This window comes from Nocardioides potassii (assembly GCF_021648885.1).
Lineage (GTDB): Bacteria > Actinomycetota > Actinomycetes > Propionibacteriales > Nocardioidaceae > Nocardioides > Nocardioides potassii.
In genome coordinates, this window is the sequence record NZ_JAKJHZ010000005.1 from 1 (window position 1) to 21,828 (window position 21,828).

26 protein-coding genes are annotated in these 21,828 nt (G+C 71.9%); 18 read left to right on the forward strand and 8 right to left on the reverse strand.

Going from position 1 to position 21,828, the window contains the following annotated elements:
- The first annotated feature begins 122 nt into the window (after window positions 1–122).
- A complete protein-coding gene (locus L2K70_RS04290; protein WP_236399522.1) occupies window positions 123–1,130 on the forward strand; it encodes a DUF3048 domain-containing protein in 1,008 nt (335 codons plus the stop codon).
- Here the strand turns inward: L2K70_RS04290 and L2K70_RS04295 are convergent.
- Complete coding sequence (locus L2K70_RS04295; protein ID WP_236399525.1) at window positions 1,114–1,749, reverse strand: TetR/AcrR family transcriptional regulator; 636 nt, start codon at window positions 1,747–1,749, stop codon at window positions 1,114–1,116. The two genes, L2K70_RS04290 and L2K70_RS04295, sit on opposite strands and share 17 nt — an antisense overlap.
- Window positions 1,750–1,865: 116 nt before the next feature.
- On the opposite strand from L2K70_RS04295, the gene L2K70_RS04300 reads away from it, so the two are divergent.
- Genes L2K70_RS04300 through L2K70_RS04320 form a run of 5 tightly spaced genes read left to right on the forward strand, consistent with a single transcriptional unit; the run spans window position 1,866 to window position 5,762 of the window.
- Window positions 1,866–2,429, forward strand: a complete 564-nt coding sequence (locus tag L2K70_RS04300) for a hypothetical protein (RefSeq protein ID WP_236399527.1) — start codon at window positions 1,866–1,868, stop codon at window positions 2,427–2,429.
- 25 nt (window positions 2,430–2,454) lie between these two features.
- Complete coding sequence (locus L2K70_RS04305; protein ID WP_236399530.1) at window positions 2,455–3,009, forward strand: YqgE/AlgH family protein; 555 nt, start codon at window positions 2,455–2,457, stop codon at window positions 3,007–3,009.
- A gap of 23 nt (window positions 3,010–3,032) precedes the next feature.
- The gene (locus L2K70_RS04310; RefSeq protein ID WP_236399533.1) at window positions 3,033–3,311 is read left to right on the forward strand and encodes a DUF3039 domain-containing protein; all 279 of its coding nucleotides are present in this window, start codon (window positions 3,033–3,035) and stop codon (window positions 3,309–3,311) included.
- Window positions 3,308–5,086 (forward strand): DEAD/DEAH box helicase, encoded by a 1,779-nt coding sequence (locus L2K70_RS04315; protein ID WP_236399536.1) that lies wholly within the window; start codon window positions 3,308–3,310, stop codon window positions 5,084–5,086. The genes L2K70_RS04310 and L2K70_RS04315 overlap by 4 nt, the downstream gene beginning before the upstream one ends.
- Before the next feature lie 40 nt (window positions 5,087–5,126).
- Window positions 5,127–5,762 (forward strand): IclR family transcriptional regulator, encoded by a 636-nt coding sequence (locus L2K70_RS04320; RefSeq protein WP_236399539.1) that lies wholly within the window; start codon window positions 5,127–5,129, stop codon window positions 5,760–5,762.
- Here L2K70_RS04320 and L2K70_RS04325 read toward each other — a convergent pair.
- Window positions 5,755–6,240 carry an Lrp/AsnC family transcriptional regulator gene (locus L2K70_RS04325; RefSeq protein WP_236399542.1) on the reverse strand — a complete coding sequence of 162 codons (486 nt, stop codon included), beginning with the start codon at window positions 6,238–6,240 and terminating at the stop codon, window positions 5,755–5,757. The two genes, L2K70_RS04320 and L2K70_RS04325, sit on opposite strands and share 8 nt — an antisense overlap.
- Window positions 6,241–6,322: 82 nt before the next feature.
- Here L2K70_RS04325 and hppD point away from each other — a divergent pair, with 82 nt between their 5' ends.
- Both hppD and L2K70_RS04335 read left to right on the forward strand, forming a co-directional pair.
- Window positions 6,323–7,555, forward strand: coding sequence for a 4-hydroxyphenylpyruvate dioxygenase (gene hppD / locus L2K70_RS04330; RefSeq protein WP_236399546.1), 1,233 nt, complete (start codon window positions 6,323–6,325; stop codon window positions 7,553–7,555).
- A gap of 9 nt (window positions 7,556–7,564) precedes the next feature.
- On the forward strand, window positions 7,565–8,359 hold the full coding sequence (locus tag L2K70_RS04335; protein WP_236399549.1) for a hypothetical protein: 795 nt from the start codon (window positions 7,565–7,567) through the stop codon (window positions 8,357–8,359).
- A 2-nt stretch (window positions 8,360–8,361) separates the two neighbouring features.
- Here the strand turns inward: L2K70_RS04335 and L2K70_RS04340 are convergent, their stop codons facing one another.
- The 3 genes from L2K70_RS04340 to L2K70_RS04350 are packed head-to-tail and all read right to left on the reverse strand — an operon-like array spanning window position 8,362 to window position 10,712.
- Entirely contained in the window at window positions 8,362–9,621 is a 1,260-nt protein-coding gene (locus L2K70_RS04340) for an MFS transporter (RefSeq protein WP_236399553.1), read from the reverse strand.
- Entirely contained in the window at window positions 9,618–10,064 is a 447-nt protein-coding gene (locus tag L2K70_RS04345; RefSeq protein ID WP_236399555.1) for a MarR family winged helix-turn-helix transcriptional regulator, read from the reverse strand. The genes L2K70_RS04340 and L2K70_RS04345 overlap by 4 nt, the downstream gene beginning before the upstream one ends.
- 48 nt (window positions 10,065–10,112) lie before the next feature.
- The gene (locus L2K70_RS04350) at window positions 10,113–10,712 is read right to left on the reverse strand and encodes a LysE/ArgO family amino acid transporter (RefSeq protein WP_236399558.1); all 600 of its coding nucleotides are present in this window, start codon (window positions 10,710–10,712) and stop codon (window positions 10,113–10,115) included.
- Window positions 10,713–10,784: 72 nt separating this feature from the next.
- Between L2K70_RS04350 and L2K70_RS04355 the strand changes: the two genes are divergently transcribed.
- From L2K70_RS04355 to L2K70_RS04365, 3 genes are all read left to right on the forward strand, one after another.
- Entirely contained in the window at window positions 10,785–11,696 is a 912-nt protein-coding gene (locus L2K70_RS04355; RefSeq protein WP_236399561.1) for a LysR family transcriptional regulator ArgP, read from the forward strand.
- A gap of 97 nt (window positions 11,697–11,793) precedes the next feature.
- Window positions 11,794–12,594, forward strand: a complete 801-nt coding sequence (locus L2K70_RS04360) for a hypothetical protein (RefSeq protein WP_236399564.1) — start codon at window positions 11,794–11,796, stop codon at window positions 12,592–12,594.
- A 10-nt stretch (window positions 12,595–12,604) separates the two neighbouring features.
- A complete protein-coding gene (locus tag L2K70_RS04365; protein WP_236399568.1) occupies window positions 12,605–13,141 on the forward strand; it encodes a DUF1697 domain-containing protein in 537 nt (178 codons plus the stop codon).
- 16 nt (window positions 13,142–13,157) lie between these two features.
- Here L2K70_RS04365 and L2K70_RS04370 read toward each other — a convergent pair whose 3' ends face one another.
- On the reverse strand, window positions 13,158–13,733 hold the full coding sequence (locus tag L2K70_RS04370; protein WP_236399570.1) for an isochorismatase family protein: 576 nt from the start codon (window positions 13,731–13,733) through the stop codon (window positions 13,158–13,160).
- Between the two features lie 9 nt (window positions 13,734–13,742).
- Window positions 13,743–15,041: a nicotinate phosphoribosyltransferase gene (locus L2K70_RS04375; protein ID WP_308195728.1), complete on the reverse strand. Its 1,299-nt coding sequence runs from the start codon at window positions 15,039–15,041 to the stop codon at window positions 13,743–13,745.
- Window positions 15,042–15,067: 26 nt separating this feature from the next.
- Between L2K70_RS04375 and clpS the strand changes: the two genes are divergently transcribed.
- The 3 genes from clpS to L2K70_RS04390 are packed head-to-tail and all read left to right on the forward strand — an operon-like array spanning window position 15,068 to window position 17,187.
- A complete protein-coding gene (gene clpS / locus L2K70_RS04380; protein ID WP_236399573.1) occupies window positions 15,068–15,364 on the forward strand; it encodes an ATP-dependent Clp protease adapter ClpS in 297 nt (98 codons plus the stop codon).
- 22 nt (window positions 15,365–15,386) lie between these two features.
- Entirely contained in the window at window positions 15,387–15,977 is a 591-nt protein-coding gene (locus L2K70_RS04385; protein ID WP_236399576.1) for a DUF2017 domain-containing protein, read from the forward strand.
- A gap of 7 nt (window positions 15,978–15,984) precedes the next feature.
- Window positions 15,985–17,187 carry a DUF429 domain-containing protein gene (locus L2K70_RS04390; protein WP_236399579.1) on the forward strand — a complete coding sequence of 401 codons (1,203 nt, stop codon included), beginning with the start codon at window positions 15,985–15,987 and terminating at the stop codon, window positions 17,185–17,187.
- 1 nt (window position 17,188) lies between these two features.
- Here L2K70_RS04390 and L2K70_RS04395 read toward each other — a convergent pair whose 3' ends face one another.
- Window positions 17,189–18,442 carry an MFS transporter gene (locus L2K70_RS04395; RefSeq protein ID WP_236399582.1) on the reverse strand — a complete coding sequence of 418 codons (1,254 nt, stop codon included), beginning with the start codon at window positions 18,440–18,442 and terminating at the stop codon, window positions 17,189–17,191.
- A gap of 86 nt (window positions 18,443–18,528) precedes the next feature.
- Between L2K70_RS04395 and L2K70_RS04400 the strand changes: the two genes are divergently transcribed.
- The 4 genes from L2K70_RS04400 (at window position 18,529) to L2K70_RS04415 (ending at window position 21,817) form a co-directional block, all read left to right on the forward strand.
- The gene (locus L2K70_RS04400) at window positions 18,529–18,966 is read left to right on the forward strand and encodes a M67 family metallopeptidase (protein ID WP_236399585.1); all 438 of its coding nucleotides are present in this window, start codon (window positions 18,529–18,531) and stop codon (window positions 18,964–18,966) included.
- On the forward strand, window positions 18,966–19,256 hold the full coding sequence (locus L2K70_RS04405; protein ID WP_236399588.1) for a MoaD/ThiS family protein: 291 nt from the start codon (window positions 18,966–18,968) through the stop codon (window positions 19,254–19,256). Before L2K70_RS04400 ends, L2K70_RS04405 begins: the two co-directional genes overlap by 1 nt.
- Before the next feature lie 4 nt (window positions 19,257–19,260).
- A complete protein-coding gene (locus L2K70_RS04410; RefSeq protein WP_236399591.1) occupies window positions 19,261–20,211 on the forward strand; it encodes a PLP-dependent cysteine synthase family protein in 951 nt (316 codons plus the stop codon).
- Between the two features lie 181 nt (window positions 20,212–20,392).
- Window positions 20,393–21,817 carry an HNH endonuclease signature motif containing protein gene (locus tag L2K70_RS04415; RefSeq protein WP_236399594.1) on the forward strand — a complete coding sequence of 475 codons (1,425 nt, stop codon included), beginning with the start codon at window positions 20,393–20,395 and terminating at the stop codon, window positions 21,815–21,817.
- The last annotated feature ends 11 nt before the right edge of the window (window positions 21,818–21,828 follow it).

The following is a 21,828-nucleotide window of genomic DNA, read 5'->3' on the forward strand; positions in this document are numbered from 1 at the left end:
CTGCCCGGCCCCGTGTGGGGTGTGGGGGCCCGCCCCCCCCCCGGGGGGGGGCCCCCCCCGGGGGGGGGGGCCCCCCGCCCCCACACTTTCAAGGCAACCCCCCGCTCGCAAGGAGTTCCCCCGTGCGTCACCGCCTCACCACCTCTGTCGCCGCGCTCGTCGCGGCCTCTCTCCTGCTCGCCGGCTGCGGCGGTGGGGACGAGGAGGAGCCCCCGGGTGGGTCGACGCCGTCGGAGCCGACGTCCTCGGCGACGAGCGAGCCGCCGGAGCCCGTGTACTGGCCGCTGACCGGCCTCGAGCAGACCGGGAAGGCCCCCCAGCACCCGGTGATCGTGACCAAGGTCGACAACACGTCGTCCAGCGCGCCCCAGGTCGGCCTCGGCTCGGCCGACATGATCGTCGAGGAGCTCGTCGAGGGCGGCTACACCCGCCTCGCGGCCTTCTACTACTCGAAGGTGCCGGCCGACATCGGGCCCGTGCGATCGATGCGCGCGAGCGACATCAGCATCGTCCCCGAGGGTGCGACCGTGGTGACCAGCGGTGCCGCGGCCATCACCATCAAGCGGATCAACGGCGCCGGGATCCCGTGGATCACCGAGGGCGCCGCCGGTGTCTACCGCGACAGCTCGCGCTCGGCGCCGTACAACCTCTTCGCCCACTTGGCCGACATCTCCAAGCGCCTCAAGGCCAAGGAGGAGCCGCCGCCCTACCTGCCGTGGGGCACCGAGGACGACCTCCCGAAGGGCGCCAAGGCCAGCACGCTGACCGCCGACTTCGGCGGCCACTCGACGACGTGGGCGTTCCAGAAGGGCGGCTACGTCAACACCGACTCGTATGCAGCGCAGGGCGACCAGTTCCCGGCCGACTCGGTCCTCGTCATGCGGGTCAAGGTCGGCGACGCCGGATACAAGGACCCCGCGGGCTACCCGGTGCCGGAGACCAAGTTCGAGGGGACGGGTCCGGCGATGCTCTTCCACGGCGGTCGTGTCGTCCGCGGCACGTGGAAGAAGGACGGCCTGACCGGCGCGATCGAGCTGTCGACCAAGTCGGGCGAGCTCACCGTCCCTGCCGGCCACGTGTGGATCGAGCTCGTGCCGCAGGTCAACGGCAACGTCACGTTCGCGAAGTAGCGCTCCCGGCTGCGCCGCTCTCGACGAGGTGGCGCAGTCCTTCCATGATGATGCCGATGGCGGTGTCGACCCGGGCGGCGGCGGCCACCGGGTCGTCGCTCACGGCCACCGAGCTGCCGGCGGCCGACATCGCGCCGAAGAAGATGCGGGTGAAGGTGTCGAGCATCTGCTCGTCGAGCGCCCACTCGTCGCGGGCCAGGACCGACCGCACGACCTCGTCCACGAGGGCGTACGCCGACCCCTCCTCGCGCTCGCGGTAGCGCTCGAGCCCCAGCACGGCCGGGCCGTCGGAGATCACGACCTGCCGGTAGCCCGGCTCCTGGACGACCTCGAGGAAGGCGTGCAGCCCCGCGGTGGCCTTCTCCCACGGGTCCGCGTGCCCCTCGGTGGCCCGGCCGATGCTCTCGGTCGCACGGGACTCGATGCGGTCGAACACCGCCTCGAAGATCGCCTGCTTGCCGCTGAAGTGGTGGTAGAGCGCGCCCTTGGTGACGTCGGCACCCGCGACGATCGCGTCGAGGGAGGTCGCGGAGTAGCCGTGCTCGGTGAACAGCGTCTCTGCCACGTCGACGAGCGCGCGCTTCGTGGAGTCGGAGTAGCGCTGCCGCCTGCTTCTCATCGGGACCTCATGGGGGCACCCTAGTGAGCCGACTCACGCCGGACGGGTTTGAACGCGGTGTGGGCGCTGGCCATACTTGAAGTACGTACCTTCGGTATGTCATTTGAGGAGACCCCATGACCTGGACGTCCCACCACCGTCGCGCCGACGTGCTGCGCGACGTCATCCGCACCCTCGACGAGCGCACCCTCGCCCGCCCGGACGCCGACACTCCCGTCCTCCTGCCGATGGACGTCGAGGGCGTCGCCGAGACCTTCGGCGACGAGCTCTCGCTCCTCGGCGCGCTCCAGCTGCGCTGGCACACCCGCCTGGCCGGCCAGGTCGAGCGGCACCTGAGCGACCAGCCCCTCGACCTCGAGGGCGCCGTCGCCCTCGCCTGGCTCGCCACCGCCGAGGACCTGCCCGGGGTCCGGGCGGTCCTCGACCACCACGTCGAGCACCCCACCAGTCCCGAGATGTTCCGTGCGATGGCCGTCGCCACTGCGAAGGAGCACGAGATGCTCGCCCTGATGGCCGGCCGCGCCAGCGCACCCGGCGCCGCCGCCCAGCGGGTGGGCCGGTCGATCGAGGCCGGTGCGCGGACGTCGTACGTCCCCGGGCGGAGGCCGCGACGCACCTCGGCCGTCGCCGACGGCCCGACCTCGCTGGTCCGCAGGATCCGGGCGGTCCTCGCAGCTTGAGGGTCGTTCTGCCATGGTGGACGGCATGCAGCTCGCATCGGGGATGCTGCTGGTCGCGACGCCGGCACTGCAGGACCCCAACTTCGTCGACACGGTCGTGCTGCTGCTCGACGTCAACGACGACGGCGCGCTCGGGGTCGTGCTCAACCGGCCGTCCCAGGTCCTGGTCGCCGACGTGCTCGAGCCGTGGCGTGACGTGGTGGCCGAGCCCGAGGTGCTCTTCCGCGGCGGACCGGTCGGCACCGACGGCGCGCTCGCGGTGGCCCGGCTCCGGCGCCCCGACGACCCGCCCGTCGGCTGGCGTCCCGTCGCGGGCCTGCTGGGCATGGTCGACCTCGACACCCCGACGGAGCTCGTCGACGGCTCGCTCAGCGCCATGCGCGTCTTCGCCGGCTACGCCGGCTGGGGTGCGGGCCAGCTCGACGGCGAGGTCGACGAGGGCAGCTGGTACGTCGTCACCTCGGAGGCCGGGGACGCGTTCCGGGTCGACACCACCAGCCTGCGACGCGACGTGATGAAGCGTCAGCCGGGGATGCTCGCCTGGCACGCGAACCGCCCCGTCGATCCCGACCTGAACTGACCCGCGCGTTAGGCTCTCCCATCATGAGCACCATCGGATTCTCGCCGGGCAGCCAGACGATCGAAGAGCGTCAGACGGTCCCGACCGACGAGGGTGACCACGAGCGGTTCTCCCACTACGTGCCGAAGGACAAGCTCACCGAGGCGATGGTCATGGGCACTCCCGTGATCGCGCTGTGCGGCAAGGTCTGGGTGCCCTCGCGTGCTCCGGAGAAGTTCCCGGTATGCCCGGAGTGCAAGGAGATCTGGGAGCAGATGAAGCCCGGTGGAGACGGCTCGGACGGCTCGGGTCCCGAGGCGTGACGGGGCGCCCCGACGCGCCCCTGCCCCCCGCGTGGCCCGACCGGGCCGCGTGGGGCACGGCGCCCTCGCTCCGTGCGTGGCAGCAGGCCGCGGTCGACGACTACCGCGCCCGTCAGCCGCGTGACTTCCTGGCCGTCGCCACGCCCGGCGCCGGCAAGACGACCTTCGCGCTGACCGTCGCGGCCGACCTGCTCAGCCGCCGGGTGGTCGACCGGATCACGGTCGTCGCGCCCACCGAGCACCTCAAGACCCAGTGGGCCGAGGCCGCGGCCCGGGCCGGGATCCCGATCGACCCGGCCTACAGCGCCGGCAAGGGCCGCACGTCCGACGACTACGTCGGCATCGCGGTGACCTACGCCGGTGTCGCGGTGAACCCGCTCGCGATGCGGATCCGCACGGAGCGGTTCAAGACGCTGGTGATCCTCGACGAGATCCACCACGCCGGCGACGCGCTGTCGTGGGGCGACGGGGTGCGCGAGGCCTTCGACCCCGCCACCCGCCGGCTCGCACTGACCGGGACGCCGTTCCGCTCGGACATCAACCCGATCCCGTTCGTCACCTACGTGCCCGGGGACGACGGCATCCCGACGTCCAGCGCGGACTTCACCTACGGCTACGCGCACGCCCTCGCCGACCACGTCGTGCGCCCGGTGCTGTTCATGGCCTACTCCGGCGAGATGCAGTGGCGCACCCGGGCCGGCGACGAGGTCGTCGCACGGCTGGGGGAGCCGCTCACCAAGGACATGCACGCCCAGGCGCTGCGGACCGCGCTCGACCCGCAGGGGTCGTGGATGCCGGCGGTGCTGGAGGCGGCCGACACGCGCCTCTCGGAGGTACGACGCCACGTGCCCGACGCCGGCGGGATGGTCATCGCCAGCGACCAGGACTCCGCCCGCGCCTACGCCGCGCTGCTGAAGAAGATCACCGGCGAGGCGCCGACCGTGGTCCTCTCGGACGAGAAGGGCGCGTCGAAGAAGATCGCGACCTACTCGGCCGGCGACAAGCGCTGGATGGTGGCGGTCCGGATGGTGTCCGAGGGCGTCGACGTGCCGCGGCTGGCGGTCGGCGTCTGGGCGACCACCACCTCGACGCCGCTGTTCTTCGCGCAGGCGGTCGGCCGCTTCGTGCGCGCCCGCTCGCGTGGCGAGACCGCGTCGGTGTTCCTGCCGTCGGTGCCGCACCTGCTGGAGTTCGCCTCCGACATGGAGGCGCAGCGCGACCACGTGCTGGGCCGCCGCGTCAACGACGAGGGCGACATCTTCGCCGCGGAGGAGGGGCTGCTCGCCGCCGCCAACGCCGAGGACAGCGCCTCCGGCGAGCTGGAGATGTCGTGGGAGGCGCTCGGCTCGACCGCGTCGTTCGACCACGTCCTCTACGAGGGCGCGCAGTTCGGTCACTCGGGCGAGGTGCACGTCGGCTCCGAGGAGGAGATGGACTTCCTCGGCATCCCCGGCCTCCTCGAGCCCGACCAGGTGCGCGAGCTGCTGCACTCGCGGCAGAGCGAGCGCGCCCGGCGTCGTACGAGCGAGGGCACGGGGGACCGCGTCGTCGACTCAGTCGAGCAGCTCAGCACCCACCAGCAGCTCGGTGTGCTGCGTCGCGAGCTCAACGGGCTCGTCGCGGCATGGCACCACCGGACGGGCCAGGCACACGGGATCACCCACGCCGCGCTGCGCAAGGAGTGCGGCGGCCCGCCCGCCGCGGTCGCCAACGCCGAGCAGCTCGCCGAGCGGATCAACCGCATCCGCGAGTGGGCGGTCAAGCAGACGTCCTGAGACTCCTCGCCCGACCTCGCTCGTCGCTAGGCTCGTTCCCGTGCCCTCGGAGACCTCCCAGACACTGGACCGCGGCCTCCGGGTGCTGCGGGTGCTGGCCGACAGCCCGGAGGGGCTCACCGTCACCGAGCTGTCCGGCCGGCTCCAGGTCAACCGCACGGTCGTCTACCGGTTGATCAGCACCCTCGAGCAGAACGGCCTGGTCCGCCGCGACGCCCGCTCGCGGCTGTTCGTCGGGCTCGGCGTGCTCCACCTCGCGAGCGCCGTGCAGCCGCTGCTGCGCGACCTCGCGATGCCGGTGCTCCGCTCGCTCGCGGAGTCGCTCGGGTCGACGGCGCACCTCACCGTCGCCGACGGCGACGAGGCGCTCGCGCTGGCGGTCGTCGAGCCGACGTGGACCGACTTCCACGTGTCCTACCGCGTCGGCGCCCGCCACTCGCTGGCGCAGGGTGCGGCCGGCAAGGCCATCGCGCTGCTCGAGGTCGACGAGCCGTCGTACGCCGTCACGAGCGGTGAGCTGCAGAGCGGGGCCCGCGGCCTGGCCGCGCCGGTGCGCGGCGTCGACGGCCTCCGGGCGAGCGTCGGGGTGGTCACGCTCGACGACGCGATCGACGAGGACGTCGTGGCACCCCAGGTCCTCGCCGCAGCCCGCGAGGTGGGCGAGCGGCTCAGGTGACCCCCCGGCCGACCGCGGCCCGCGCGAGCGGGACGACCCGGTGCGGGATCTGGGTGGCGAGGGCGATCACCGTGGTGGACCGGTCGATGCCCGGCTCGGTGAGCACCTGGTCGATCACCCGTTGGAGGTCGGCGTTGGAGCGCGCGACCACGCGTGCCCACATGTCGCCGACGCCGGTGATCGTGTAGGCCTCCAGCACCTCGGGGATCGCCGCGAGGTGTGCCGCCACCGCCTCGTGGCCGACAGAGCCGCCGGAGCCCTGCCGGATCTCGAGGGTCAGGAACGCCATCACCGGGAAGCCGATCGCCTCGGGGGAGAGGTCGGGTCCCCACCCGGTGATCACGCCGGCCGCGGTGAGCTTGTCGAGCCGCGCCTGCACGGTGCCGCGCGCGATGCCGAGGCGACGGCTCGCCTCGAGGACCCCGAGGCGCGGCTCAGCAGCGAAGATCTCGATCAGCTTGCTGTCGATCTCGTCCATCTGCGTCCTCTCGACTGTGCAATCTGCTCAACGTTTCGTCGTACTGTTGCACACCTTGCGTCGCCTTGGGCAGGGTGAGGCCATGACGACTGACATCGCCTCGACCGGTGGCGCCCTGACCGTGGACGAGATGAAGGCCGACCTCTCGCTGGAGCAGCTGCGCCAGCTCGTCGGCCTCGTGGAGTACGACGCCGACTCCGACCCGTTCCCGGTCACCGGGTGGGACGCGATCTGCTTCGTGGTCGGCAACGCCACCCAGGCCGCGCACTACTACGCCTCCGCGTGGGGGATGGAGCTCATCGCCTACGCCGGCCCCGAGAACGGCACCCGCGACCACAAGTCGTTCGTGCTCAAGTCCGGCTCGATCAAGTTCGTCGTCAGCGGCGCCGTCTCGCCGGACAGCCCGCTGATCGCGCACCACGCCAAGCACGGCGACGGCGTCGTCGACATCGCCCTCGAGGTCCCCGACGTCGACCAGTGCATCGCCCAGGCCCGCAAGGCCGGTGCGACCGTCCTGCGCGAGCCCGAGACCGTCACCGACCAGCACGGCTCGGTGCGGATCGCCGCCATCGCGACCTACGGCGACACCCGCCACACCCTCGTCCAGCGCACCGTCGACGGTGTCGCCTACGCCGGGCCCTACCTCCCCGGCTACGAGGCCACCGCGTCGCGCTGGGAGAAGAAGGACGGCCAGCCCAAGCGCCTCTTCCAGGCCCTCGACCACATCGTCGGCAACGTCGAGCTCGGCCGGATGGACGAGTGGGTCGGCTTCTACAACCGGGTCATGGGCTTCGTGAACATGGCCGAGTTCATCGGTGACGACATCGCCACCGACTACTCCGCGCTGATGTCGAAGGTGGTCGCCAACGGCAACCACCGCGTGAAGTTCCCGCTCAACGAGCCCGCCGTGGCGAAGAAGAAGTCGCAGATCGACGAGTACCTCGAGTTCTACGACGGCCCCGGCGCCCAGCACCTCGCGGTCGCGACCGGCGACATCATCGCCAGCGTGGACGCCCTGCGCGCCAACGGCGTCGAGTTCCTCAACACGCCTGACTCCTACTACGAGGACCCCGAGCTCCGCGCGCGCATCGGCGAGGTCCGCGTGCCGATCGAGGAGCTGCAGAAGCGCGGCATCCTGGTCGACCGTGACGAGGACGGCTACCTGCTGCAGATCTTCACCAAGCCGCTCGGCGACCGCCCGACGGTGTTCTTCGAGCTGATCGAGCGCCACGGGTCCCTCGGCTTCGGCAAGGGCAACTTCAAGGCGCTCTTCGAGGCCATCGAGCGCGAGCAGGACGCCCGCGGCAACTTGTAGGTTCTCCGCATGATGATCCGTCCGGCCGAGCTGGCCGCGATCAGGGCCGGCACGATCGACCTGGCGTTCCGGCGCTGGGCGCGGCCGCGGGTCGTCGTGGGGACCCGGATGCGCACGGGCGTCGGGCTCATCGAGGTGACCTCGGTCGAGGAGGTCTCCGTGAGCCGACTGAAGGCCGAGGACGCGCGCCGGGCGGGGGCACCGTCGCTGGCCGCGCTGAAGGAGGCGCTGGCGGCGCGGTCGTCCGACCCGGCCTGGCGCATCGGCCTGGCGTACGCCGGCCCCGACCCGCGCGAGGCGCTGCGGTCCGCGGTTCCGGACGCCGACGAGATCGCCTCGATCCTCGCGCGGCTCGACCGCCTCGACGCGTCGTCGTCGTACGGCGCCTGGACGCGGGAGACGCTCGACCTGATCGACCTCAACCCCGCGGTGCGCGCGCCCGACCTGGCCGCGCAGGTCGGTCGCGAGACGCAGGACTTCAAGAAGGACGTGCGCAAGCTCAAGGAGCTCGGGCTGACCGAGTCGCTGGCGATCGGCTACCTGCTGTCGCCGCGCGGCGAGGCGGTCGTCGACGCCGGGCTCGCGGAGCCGCGGGTGCGCGCGCCGCGGGCGACGGGCACGCCGCTGCCCCGGAGCATCGGCGCGCCGGCGACCCGCGCGCTGCGGGAGGCCGGCGTCACCACGCTCGAGCAGGTGGCGGCGTACTCGGAGGAGCGGCTCGCGGCCATGCACGGCGTCGGACCGATCGCCCTCGCGAGGCTGGGCGAGGCGCTCGCCGAGAACGACCTGGCCTTCGCGACCTGACCTCAGGCCAGGTCGCCGACCAGCTCGCTCTGCGCCTCCGTGACGCCGTGCGTGTCCGGGGCCGAGCCGAGGGCGGTCGCGATGGTCCGCGAGCCGAGCGCGACGATCGCGACGCCGATCGCCACGGCGGCCGCGCCGAACCAGAACGGGGCGTGCAGGTCGATGCGCTCGGCGAGCTTGAGGGCCACGAACGGACCCACCGCGCCACCGGTGAAGCGGACGAAGGAGTACGCCGCCGAGGCGACGGGGCGCTCGACCGGAGCCGAACCCATCACGGCCTCGGTGACGAGGGTGTTGGTGACACCCAGGAACGCACCGGCGACGACGATGCCCGCCGTCACGACCGGCTCGTGCGCCGCCCCGAGCGCCATGACAGCGAGGTCGAGCGCGAAGAGCGCGAGCACGGCGGTCAGGGTCGGCAGCGTGCCGAACCGGCGCTGCAGGACGGGGGCGAGCCACACCGAGGTGAGGGCGAGGAGCAGCCCCCAGCCGAAGAACGTCCAGCCGATCCCCATGATCGAGTACGTCGGCAGCGCGAAGGGCCCGGCGGCCATCAGGGTGAAGAAGCCGAGGTTGTAGAAGATCGCGACCAGGGCGAGGAGCAGCAGCGCCCGGTGGCGCAGTGCGCGGAACGGGTCGAGCAGCGACGTCGGCCGTCCGGCAGGAGGGGTGGACGGGAGGAAGAAGGCGGTGGCCACCAGCGCGATCGTCATCAGCACGGAGACGCCGAAGAAGGGGCCGCGCCACGACACCTGGCCGAGGACCCCGCCGATGAGCGGGCCGGACGCGATGCCGAGGCCGAGGGCCGCCTCGAAGAGGATGATCGCCTGGCCCACGGGCCCGGCGGAGGCGCTCACGATCGTGGCGAGGGCCGTGGCGACGAAGAGCGCGTTGCCGAGGCCCCAGCCGGCGCGGAAGCCGATCACGGCGCCGACGCTGTCGGACAGGCCGGCGAGGCCGGCGGAGACGATGATCAGCGCGAGCCCGGCCAGCAGCGTCCGCTTGGGGCCGATGCGGCTGGAGACGACGCCGGTGACGAGCATCGAGACGCCCATGATCGCCATGTAGCTGGTGAAGAGCAGCGAGACCTGGCTCGGCGTGGCGTCGAGCTGCGCGGCGATCTCCTTGAGGATCGGGTCGACGAGGCCGATGCCCATGAAGGCGATGACGCAGGCGAAGGCCACGGCCCAGACGGCGCGGGGCTGGCGCAGGATCGAGGGCTGGTCGGGGGTGTGCGGGGTGGCGGCGGTGGAGCGGTTCACGAGGTGGTGTCCTCCTGCGAGGTGGGGTCGGGTCGCAGGTCGAGGACGTCCCGGAGCACCGCGACGGCGGTCGCGACCTCCTCGGCGCTGTGGCGGGTGGCGGCGAGCCGGTCCAGGACCAGCTCGGCGTTGGCGCGGCGGATGCGGGACAGCTCGTCGCGCCCCGCCGCGGTGAGGGCGACGACCTGTGCCCGCCCGTCGGTGGGGTGCGGCCGGCGGTCGACGAGGCCCTGCTCGAGCAGGGACTTCACCGTCGCGGTCATGGTCGGCTGGCTGCAGCGATCCGCGGACGCCAGCGCGGTGACACCCGTCGGCCCGAGCTCGTCGAGGAGCGACAGGGCCCGGGCGCCCGCGGGGTGCTCGAGCTCGCGCCTGACCGCTCGGCTCAGCCGTGCCGCCAGCACCACGAGGTCGCTGGCGAGGGTGGGCAGAGGGGTGGTCACGCCCTCCAGACTACATAGGAAACCTATGCATCTCCAGCTCGAGCTCGCTCAGTGCGCGAGGAGGCCGATCCCGAGGGCGCCCATCACCACCGCGATGCCCGAGTCGAGCACCCGCCAGGCGGCCGGCCGGGCGAAGAGCCCGCGCAGCAGCCGGGCGCCGTACCCCAGGCCGAAGAACCACAGCAGGCTCGCGACGAGCGTGCCCGCCAGGAACCACCAGCGGTCGCTGCCGAAGCTGTTCGCCACGGTGCCCAGCATCAGCACCGCGTCGAGGTAGAAGTGCGGGTTGAGCCAGGTCAGCGCCAGGGTGAGGAGGATCGCCCGGCCGGTCGACATCGCCGCACCGTCGCCCGCATCGAGGGCGCCCGGACGCCACGCGCGCATCGCCGCGTGCACGCCGAAGGCGATCAGGTAGAGCCCGCCCAGCACCTGCGCCACCGGCAGCACCGACGGCCAGCGCTCCAGGACGACGCCGAGGCCGAAGACGCCGGCGGTGATCGCTACCACGTCGGAGAGCAGGCAGGTCAGCACGATGGGCAGCACCTGCTGGCCGCGGATGCCCTGCCGCAGCAGGAAGGCGTTCTGCGCGCCGACGGCGACGATGAGAGCGAGACCGGTGAGGAGACCGGTGAGAGCAACCTGGAACATGCCGTCAACGGTAGGACGCGCGAATCCCGCAATCCAGCGAACGATTCTGAGGAATCATTAGCATCTCTTAGTATGAAAGACGTCACCCAGCTCGACCCTGTGGCCCTGCGCACACTCGCCGTCGCGGTCCGGCTCGGCACCTTCGAGGCCGCCGCCCGCGACCTTCACGTCACCCCCTCCGCAGTGAGCCAGCGGATCAAGGCGCTGGAGACCCGGATCGGTCGCGTCCTGCTGCACCGGGTCAAGCCGCTCGAGCCGACGGAGGCCGGTCTCGTGCTGGTGCGGCTGGCCACGCAGACCGAGCTGCTCGAGCGCGAGGCCGTCGCGGAGCTCGTCGAGGAGGCCGACGACGCGGGGACGTCGTACACCTCCCTGCCCATCGCGGTGAACGCGGACGCCCTCTACGGCTGGTTCGTCGACGCGCTCGCCGAGGTGCAGACCCGGCACCGCGTGGTGTTCGAGGTGGTCCGCGAGGACCACACCCGCACCGCGGAACGGCTCCGCCGGGGCGAGGTGATGGCGGCGATCACGGGGGAGCCCAAGCCGGTGCCCGGCTGCCGCGTGGTGCGCCTGGGCCGGCTGCGGTACGCCGCGGTCGCGACGCGGGAGTTCCACGCCCGCCACTTCGCCGACGGGGTCGGCACCGCCACGCTCGCGGAGGCGCCGATCGTCGCCTTCGACCGCAACGACTCGCTGCAGCACGACTTCGTGCGCCGGGTCACGCGACGCCACCTCGCCCCGCCGGTCACCTACCTCCCGTCGGTCCGCGAGTTCGACCGCGCGATCAGGGTGGGGATGGGGTGGGGCCTGCTCCCCGAGTCGGACGTCACCCTGGAGCTCGACCGGGGCGACCTGGTCGAGCTGGTGCCCGGCCGGCGGCCGGAGGTCGCGCTCTACTGGCAGCACTGGCGCCTGGGCTCCTCGCTGGTCGCCGAGCTGACCGAGGAGGTCGTCGTGGCGGCGCGTCAGTGGATGGCGTCCTGAGGCAGATGTTCGGTTTCTCTGACAGGTTCCTTGACGAAGTCCTACCCTTCGAAATCGAGCACCGTGCTCGCTCCACCCGCACTCCAAGGGGATCCCCGTGACCCGTCGCATGAACGCCGCCCCGGCCGCAGCGCTGGCCGCCGGCGCGCTCCTGGCCCTGACCGGGTGCGGCGGCTCTGGCGCTGCCGCCGAGGGCGAGACCAAGGGCCCCGAGCTGCTCGGCGAGAAGCTGAGCACGATGGTCGGCACCGTCGACAAGATGGGCATCGTCGAGTGGCACGGCCAGATGCTGACCAAGAGCCCCGAGAAGGGCGGCAAGCGCGTCCTCGACCTCGACGCCCGCTACAGCCCGTCCCTGGGCTACAGCGAGATCTCGATGGACACCGTGCTCGACGGCAACGCCCAGCAGATCGACTACCTGGTCGTCAACGACCGCGTCTACTTCAACAGCGAGAAGTGGGGGCCGGTGGCCAACGACTGCTGGGCCGACATCACCGACGACGCCGCCCGCACCTGGGCGCTGCCGCGCGACCTCGACCCGTCGTGGGCGCTCACGCAGGGCCGCGCGGTCTCGGCCGACGGCGAGGACGTGACGGTCGCCCTCGGCTACAAGGACGTCATCGCCGGCCTGCCGATGGGCCTCTTCGAGTCGGTCCCCTCGCTGCCGTACGACACCGAGGCCACGGCCACGATCGAGCCGCACGGGCACCTCATCGAGGTCGGCATCGACGTCGCCGGCATGTGGAAGAAGGTTGCTCCCGCCGAGAGGGCCACCCTCGACAAGCGGGTCGGCTACTGGGCGATGACGATGAAGGAGTCGCCCGACGGGTCGGCGATCAAGCCGCCCGGTCACGTCTTCGACCCCACGGTGACGCCGCCGAGCCAGTGCAAGCGCTGATACTGGGCGCGTGCCCACCTATGTAGCGTTCCTGCGCGCCATCAACCTCGGCGCGAAGCGCAAGTTCCCCAAGGACGCGATCATCCGGGCCACCGAGGCCGCCGGCGGGTCCGACGTGGAGACCTACATCAACACCGGCAACGTCCGGCTGACGCACTCGGCGCGCTCGGTCGCGAAGGTGCAGGCAGCACTCGAGGAGGCGTACGCCGCCGAGGCGGGGTTCGAGGTGCCGACGGTCGTCTTCACCACCGCCGACCTGGCAGCGCTGACCGCGCGCGCCGACGAGCTGCACGCCGAGCACGACCCGTCCGGGCAGCACTACGTGACGCTCTACCCGGCCGCGCCGACGGCCGCGACGACGACGGCCGTGCACGCCCTCGATCACGACGGGGAGACCGTGGTGGTCGACGGCCGCGCCGCCTACGTCCTGCTCGACGGCGACATCCACACCTCGAGGCTGCTCTCCGGCAAGGAGTTCAAGGCGCTGGGGCAGGGCACCGCCCGTACGGTGAAGGTGCTGCGCACGGTGGTCGAGAAGTGGTGCTGAGACCCGACGCGCGCCGCTAGGCGATCTCGACGCCGGCGCCGCTCAGCTCGGTGAGCGCGGCAGCCGTGGTCTCCTCGGCCACGCCGGCGCTCAGCGCGGTGAGCACCCGGGTCGCGAAGCCCTCGCTCGCGCTGTCCAGCGCGGTCGCCCGCACGCAGTGGTCGGTCGCGATGCCGCAGACGTCGACCTCGACGACGCTCCTCGCCCGGAGCCAGTCGGCGAGCGGCTCGCCCGTCGCCGTACGCCCCTCGAAGCCGGAGTAGGCCGCGGCGTGCTCGCCCTTGTAGAAGACCTCGTCGAAGGGCTGCGGGTCGAGGTTGGGGTGGAAGCCCGCCCCCTCGGAGCCCACCTTGCAGTGGACCGGCCACGACTCGGCGAAGTCGGGCTTGACCGACCAGTGCGCACCGGGGTCGACGTGGTGGTCCTTGGTGGCGACCACGACGTCGTAGTCCGGGCCGTCGGCGTCCTTCGAGTGCCAGCGGTGCAGCAGGTCGCTGATGTCCGCGGCGACGCGCGCGCCACCGGTCACCGGGAGCGACCCGCCCTCGCAGAAGTCGTTCTGGACGTCGACCACGATCAGTGCCCGTGCCATGGAGCGAGGTTACTGCTCGAAGACCGTCGGGATCACGGCCTCCCCGGCCGACATCTGGGTGATCGCGCGCGGGAGCTCGGCGAGGGAGGCACGGTGGCGCGCGCGGGCCTCGTCGAGCGTGGCGCGACCGACGACCTCGCCGTCGCGCACCAGCGGGACCAGGAGCGAGCGGTCGTCCCCGTCGTCGGCGGGTGCCTCGCCGATGCCGAGCACCTCGGCCTGGGCGGTGCCGCCGGGGGAGAGGCGGCGCAGGGCGTACTTCCGCCCGCCGACCGACACCTTGTCCGTCGACTTCTTGGCCACCGACACCAGCTCGCCGTCCTCGCCCTCGCGGGCGACCAGCTTGTAGACGAACCCGCAGGTCGGGTGGCCCGATCCGGTGACCAGCTGGGTGCCGACCCCGTAGGCGTCCACCGGTGCCGCTGCGAGCGCGGCGATCGCGAACTCGTCGAGGTCGCTCGTCACCACGATCCTGGTGCGGGTGGCGCCGAGGGAGTCCAGCTGAGCGCGGACGTCGCGCGCGACCAGCCCGAGGTCACCGGAGTCGAGCCGGACGGCGCCGAGCTCGGTGCCCGCGACCTCGACTGCGCGTCGTACGGCCTCGGCGACGTCGTAGGTGTCGACCAGGAGCGTCGTCCCCACTCCCAGCGTCTGCACCTGCGCGCGGAACGCGTCGGTCTCCTCGTCGTGCAGCAGGGTGAAGGAGTGGGCGGCGGTCCCGGTCGACGGGACGCCGTACGCCGCCCGCGCGGCGAGGTTGCTGCTCGCGTCGAAGCCGGCGACGTAGGCCGCCCGCGCGGCGGCCACGGCCGCCTGCTCGTGCGTGCGGCGCGAGCCCATCTCGATGCACGGCCGCTCGCCCGCGGCGAGGGTCATCCGCGAGGCGGCCGACGCGATCGCCGAGTCGTGGTTGTAGATCGACAGCAGCACGGTCTCGAGCAGCACCGCCTCGGCGAACGTGCCCTCGACGACGAGCAGGGGGGAGTGCGGGAAGTAGGCCTCGCCCTCGGCGTAGCCCCACACGTCACCCGTGAAGCGGTACGACGCCAGCCAGTCGAGCATGTCGGGATCGACCACCCCCTCCAGCGCGGCGATCGCCGCGGGGTCGAAGCGGAACGCCTCGATCGCGTCGAGCGCCCGGCCGACGCCCGCCACGACGCCGTACCGCCGTCCCGCCGGCAGGCGCCGCGGGAAGAGCTCGAAGACGGAGCGGCGGTCCGCGGTGCCCGAGTGGCGCGCGGCCTGCACCATGGTCAGCTCGTAGTGGTCGATCAGGAGGGCGGTCGAGGCATGGGTTGTCCCGGTCACGTACGCCACTGTGCCACGATGGGTGGGTGTCAGCCGCCAGTCCCGTCGAGGTCGAGCCGACCCTCACCCCTGACGAGATCACCTTCCTGGCCAAGCCCTGGGTGACGCTCGTCTGGGACGACCCGGTCAACCTCATGTCCTACGTCTCCTTCGTCTTCCAGAAGTACTTCGGCTACGACAAGGCCAAGGCCGAGAAGCTGATGCTCGAGGTGCACACCGAGGGCAAGTCCGCGGTCTCGACCGGCACCCGCGAGGAGATGGAGCGCGACGTGCAGGCGATGCACGAGTACGGGCTCTGGGCGACGATGGAGAAGGCCACGTGAGTCCATGTGAGGTGGCCCTGACGTGAGCGGGTTCGAGCACCATCGCAAGTCCGACCGCGTCATCGCCACCTTCTCGGGGTTCGAGGCCGACCTGTTGCGGTCCCTGGCCTCGCAGATGGTCGAGCTGCTCCGCAACGAGCGCGCCGAGCCGGCGGCTCCGACCGCGGACGCGTTCGAGGCGCTGATGGCCGAGTTCTCCGGCGCCACCTCGCCGCCCGAGGACCCGGTGCTCGCGCGGCTGTTCCCGACCGCGTACCCCGACGACGAGGAGGCGGCCTCGGACTTCCGCCGCTTCACCGAGGGCGGCCTGCGCGACGGCAAGGCGGCCGCCTCCGGCCTGGTGATCGACACCCTCGAGGACGCCGGGCTGCCGCCCGAGCTCACCGAGGAGGGCCTCGTGATCGACGTCGAGCTCACCTCGGGCGAGGCCGAGACCTGGATGCGCGCCTTCACCGACATCCGGCTCGCGCTGGCCACCCGCCTCGGCGTCGAGGCCGGCGACGAGGAGTACTGGCACTCGCTGCCCGACGACGACCCGCGCGCCCAGGCGCACGACATCTACGAGTGGGTCGGTTACCTCCAGGAGACGCTCGTCGAGGCGCTCACCTCGTGAGTCCCGCGTGAGTCCCGTCCCCGACTTCGTCGTCGAGATGCGGCGCAAGATCGGCCACGACCTGATGTGGATGCCGGGCGTCACCGCCGTGATCACCCGTGGCGACGAGGTGCTGCTCGTCCGGCGCGCCGACAACGGCGCGTGGACGCCCGTCACCGGGATCGCGGACCCGGGCGAGGAACCGGCCGTCACCGCCGCCCGCGAGGCGATGGAGGAGACGGGCGTGCGGATCCGCGTCGACCGACTCGCCTCGACCTCGGTGCACCCCGAGGTGGTGTACGACAACGGCGACCGCGCGGCCTACCTCGACCTCACCTTCGCCTGCACCTGGCTCGAGGGCGAGGCCCACGTCGCCGACGACGAGTCGAGCGACGTGCGCTGGTGGCCGTTGTCGTCGCTGCCGCCGATGTCTGCCCTCATGCTCGAGCGGATCGACGCAGCGACGAGCGGCGAGCGCGAGGCGCGGTTCGTCGCGCCGTCCGGTCAGGACGACGACGAGCCGCCGCCGGTGCTCGCCCCCGACGCGCCCGTGCTGGGCGTCGACGCGTGCAAGGGCGGCTGGGTGGGCGTGGTGGTCGACCCCGCTCGGCGGACCTCGGTCTTCACGGCCGACACCATCGCCTCGCTCGTCGCCCTCGTGCGCGAGACGTACGACGTCGCGGTCGTCGGGATCGACATCCCGATCGGCCTGCCCGACGCCGGTGGCCGCCGCGCGGACGCCGAGGCCAGGCGCGAGCTCGTCGGCAAGGCGTCCTCCCTCTTCTCCACGCCCACACGCGTCGCGCTCGAGGCCCCGACCTACGCCGACGGGCGGGCGGCCAACGTCGCCGCCACCGGCGGCACGAGCGTCAGCGCCCAGGCCTACGCCCTGCGCGAGAAGGTCCTCCAGGTCGACGCCTGGGTGCGCGGCCGGCCGGGCGTCGAGGTGGTCGAGGTGCACCCCGAGCTGAGCTTCGCGCGGATGGCCGGCTCCCCGGTGCTCGCGAGCAAGAAGGACCCTGACGGCGTACGCGCCCGCCGGGAAGCGCTCGCCGCGCACGGCATCGCCGCTCCGCCGTGGTTCCGCGGCTCCGGGTTCGGCGAGGACGACCTGCTCGATGCGTGCGCCGCCGCATGGTCCGCCGTACGCCACTCGCTCGGCCTGTCCGAGTCGTTCCCCGAGACCCCGGAGGTCTTCTCCGACGGACTGCCTGCTGCGATCCGGGTCTGAGTCAGCCGGAGTGCGTCACGACGCCGTAGCGCTCGCGCGAGGCCAGCGCCCAGCGGGAGGCGGGCACCGAGACCGCCGCGATCACGAGCATCATCGCGGCCAGGACGAGCCAGCCGGTCTCGCCCATCTCGACGCAGAGCAGCGTGACGACCGGCGGTCCGACGACGGCGATGACGCTGAAGCCGAGGCCGGCGAAGCCCTGGTACTGGCCTTGGCGCTCGTGCGGCGCGAGGCCCATCTGGAGGCCCCACTGGCCACCCGAGCCGATCATCTCGCCGACGACGTGGACGAGGGAGCCGATGACCAGCACCGCGATCGCGACGGGCGCGTTGCCACGGTCGGCCAGCGACACGATGGCGAAGCCGGCGGCGATCCACACCGCGCCGCGGACGAGGGCCCGGGCGCCCGCCGGGACGGAGTCCGCACGACGGGAGAGGCGGACCTGGAAGAGCGCGACGCAGGCGGTGTTGAGGACGAGCAGGATCGCGACCATCACCGGCGGCGCCGCGGTGCGCTCGGAGATGTAGAGCGCGAGGCCGAGCTCCATCACGAAGAAGTGAATCGAGAAGAGCCCGGTGATGGTGACGATCACGACGTAGGGCCAGTCGCGGATCACGGCGAGCCGCGGCTCGCCCTCGATGCGGACGTACGCCGGCAGGTCGGGCAGGCGGGTGGTGTTCCACGCGGCGAAACCGGTGAAGACGGCGTTGAGGACGAACACCGAGACGTAGGCCCACGACTCGTCGATGACGAGCGCGGCGCCGCCGAAGACCGAGCCGAGCCCGATGGCCGTGTTGGTGACGGCACGCAGGTAGGCCTTGAAGAGCACGCCGCGACCGCCCGTGGCGAGCTGCGCGATGACGCCCTGCTGGACCGAGCCCGCCGACCGCTCGAAGAGCGCGAGCAGCCCGAGCAGCAGCGCCAGCTGCCACGGCGTACGGGCGAGGACGGGCAGCGCGCTGCACAGGGCGGCGCCGACCATGAAGAAGGTCAGCACGCGCCGCGGTCCGCGGGTGTCGCCGAGGTGGCCGGCGGGCACTTGGACGACGATGCCGACGATCGCCGCGACGGACAGGGCCAGGGCCACCTCGGCGGCCGAGAACCCGACCTGGCGGGTGAAGTAGAGGGCGCTGGTCGTCATCACGGCGCCGGCGCCGAAGCGGTTCGCGAACGAGCCCAGCGCGAGGACCCGCAGGTCGCGCTCGACGGGTATGCCGCGTCGCGTCAACGGCTCCTGCGCCTGCGACACCGACATCCAGCTTCTCCCGATCTCTCTCGACGTCGAGACTATGTCGTGAGACCGGTGAGGCGCGCATCGGCGGCCTGCCTAGGCTTGGCGGTGTGCTGACCCTGTCCCAGGAGATCTACGACGCCATCGTGGCGCACGCTAGGCGCGACCACCCCGACGAGGCGTGCGGCGTCGTGGCGGGCCCCGAGGGCAGCGACCGCGCCGAGCGGTTCGTGCCGATGGTCAACGCCGCGGGGAGCCCGACGTTCTACGAGTTCGACTCCACCGAGCTGCTCGCCCTCTACAAGGACATGGACGCCCGCGACGAGGAGCCGGTGGTCGTCTACCACTCCCACACGGCCACCGAGGCCTACCCCAGCCGTACGGACATCGGGCTCGCCAGCGAGCCCCACGCCCACTACGTGCTCGTCAGCACACGGGAGCACGGGAATAGCCCGGGCCCCGTGGAGTTCAGGTCCTACAGAATCATCGACGGAGTCGTGACCGAGGAAGAGGTCACGATCACGACTGGAGAGAAGAGCACCCCCTGATGGCCATCGAGGTCCGGATCCCCACCATCCTGCGCACCTACACCGACGGCGCGAAGTCCGTCGAGGGCACGGGCGGCAGCCTGTCCGAGCTGATCGACGACCTCGAGGGCAACCACCCCGGCATCAAGGGTCGCCTCGTGGAGGACAAGGACGGCTCGGTCGACCTGCGCCGCTTCGTCAACGTCTACGTCAACGACGAGGACGTCCGCTTCATCGGCGGCCTCGACGCGCCGCTCAGCGACGGCGACCAGGTCGTCGTGCTCCCTGCCGTGGCCGGCGGGGCGCGCTGATCGCGTGACGCGCTTCGACAGCCTGCTCGACTCGGTGGGCGGCACGCCCCTGGTCGGCCTGCCGCGGCTGTCGCCGAGCGAGGACGTACGCCTCTGGGCCAAGCTGGAGGACCGCAACCCGACGGGCTCCATCAAGGACCGCCCGGCGCTGCGGATGATCGAGCAGGCCGAGGCCGACGGCACCCTACGTCCGGGCTGCACGATCCTCGAGCCGACCAGCGGCAACACCGGCATCTCGCTGGCGATGGCCGCCAAGCTCAAGGGCTACCGCATCGTCTGCGTGATGCCGGAGAACACCTCGGAGGAACGGCGCCAGCTGTTGCGGATGTGGGGCGCCGAGATCGTCTCCTCGCCCGCCGCCGGCGGCTCCAACGAGGCCGTCCGCGTCGCCAAGCAGATCGCGGGGGAGCACCCGGACTGGGTGATGCTCTACCAGTACGGCAACGATGCGAACGCCCTCGCCCACCAGCACGGCACCGGCCCGGAGCTGCTCGCCGACCTCCCGACGATCACCCACTTCGTCGCTGGCCTCGGCACCACCGGCACGCTGATGGGCGTCTCGCGCTTCTTCCGCGAGGCCAAGCCCGACGTGAGGATCGTGGCCGCGGAGCCGCGCTACGGCGAGCTCGTCTACGGCCTGCGCAACCTCGACGAGGGCTTCGTCCCCGAGCTCTACGACGCCTCGCTCATCGACTCGCGCTTCTCCGTGGGGCCGCGTGACGCCGTACGCCGCGTGCGCGAGCTCCTCGAGCTCGAGGGCATCTTCGCCGGCATCTCCACCGGCGCCATCCTCCACGCCGCCCTCGGCCAGGCCGCCAAGGCGGTCAAGGCAGGCGAGCCCGCCGACATCGCCTTCGTCGTCTGCGACGGCGGCTGGAAGTACCTCTCCACCGGCGCCTACGAGGGCACCGTCGACGAGGCCGAGGACCGCCTCGACGGCCAGCTCTGGGCCTAGCCCGCCCGCTGGCGGGCGTGTCGAGACCCTTGCTCGCTGGGGTCTCGGTGGTTGAGGTGCGAGCGCAGCGAGCCTCGAAACCAGCTCTGTCCTCGGTGGTTGACGTGCGAGCGCAGCGAGCCTCGAAACCACCCTGTGACGCTCGACCCGGCTGTCGGTGCCCTCGCCTAGAATCGAACACATGATCGATGCATTGGCAGGACCCGGGGCAGGTGAGGCAGACGCCCTCACCGCCTCCGACCTGCTCGCGCTCGCCCGCGATCGCAAGACTGCCGAGGACCGCGCCGCCGCCGACCTGCTGGAGATAGCCGCACGGTGGGCCGACCTCCACCCACCCGAGACCATCCACACCGCTGCCGCGTTTGAGGTCCGCGGGAGTGAGCACGAGGAACCCATCGCCGGCGACGGCTGTCCGCTGGTGGCGGAGTTCTGTGTCGCCGAGCTCGGCACCGTCCTCGGCATCTCCACCACAGCGGCGAAGAAGCTCATCGGTCACGCCCTCGAGCTGCGCCACCGCTTCCCACGACTGTGGGTACAAGTGCACACCGGCCGCGTGCCGGCGTGGCGGGCCCGGCTTGTCGCCGAGACCACGATCCACTCGACACCCTCGCTGACCCGCGAGGCAGCAGCGCACGTCGACGCCCAGGTGGCCGCCGTGGCCGGCCGGATCGGTGCCGCGCAGCTCGACCGCCTCGTCGCCGAGACGATCAAGCGGTTCGACCTCGCCGCCCCCGACCCGGCAGCGGATCCCGTGGACGGCTACCTGTCCGTGGACCCGCGTCACGTGACCTTGCACGATGACGACGTGCACTTCGCGGGGACGATGCGGTGGGAGGCCGAGCTCGGTATCGCGGACTCCCTCGACCTCGACCACGTCCTCAAGCACAAGGCCGCCGAGCAGAAGGCGTTGGGTTCGACGGAGTCGTTGGACGTGCGACGCGCGAAGGCGCTCGGTGATCTCGCCCGCACCCAGACCGCCGTCGACCTCGCCTTCGCGCGTGGGGGTGGTGGTTTCGAGGCTCGCTCCGCTCGCACCTCAACCACCGAAGGAACTGACCTCCCGGCCGCGCGTCAGGTCGTCCTCCACGTCCACGTCGACGCCTCGATGGCTGGCGACCAGACGGTGTTCGGACCCACCGGCCGCATGGAGCAACGCAGCAAGCTCCTGCTGCTCGAACAAGTGAAGTCCTGGTGCGGCGACTCCCGCACGAAGGTCACGGTCAAGCCGGTCGTCGACCTCAACGCGGACCTGTCCGCACCCGGGTACGACATCCCGGACCGGATCCGCGACCAGGTCATCCTGCGCGACCAGACCTGCGTGTTCCCGTGGTGCACCCGACCCGCCCGAAGATGCGACCTCGACCACGTCATCCCGTTCGACCACAGGGCTGAGACTGAAGGCAGACCGCAACCCGGCCCCACGACGACCCGGAACCTCGCAGCCCTGTGCCGGCACCACCACCGCCTCAAGACCCACACGGTCTGGCGTTACGCCATGACCGCCAACGGGGTCCTCGAGTGGACCAGCCCCACGGCCACCGCTACCGCCGCGACCACACCGGCACCACCCCGATCGAACCGATCGACGGGCCTGACCCGTGCCTGAGCGACGACCCG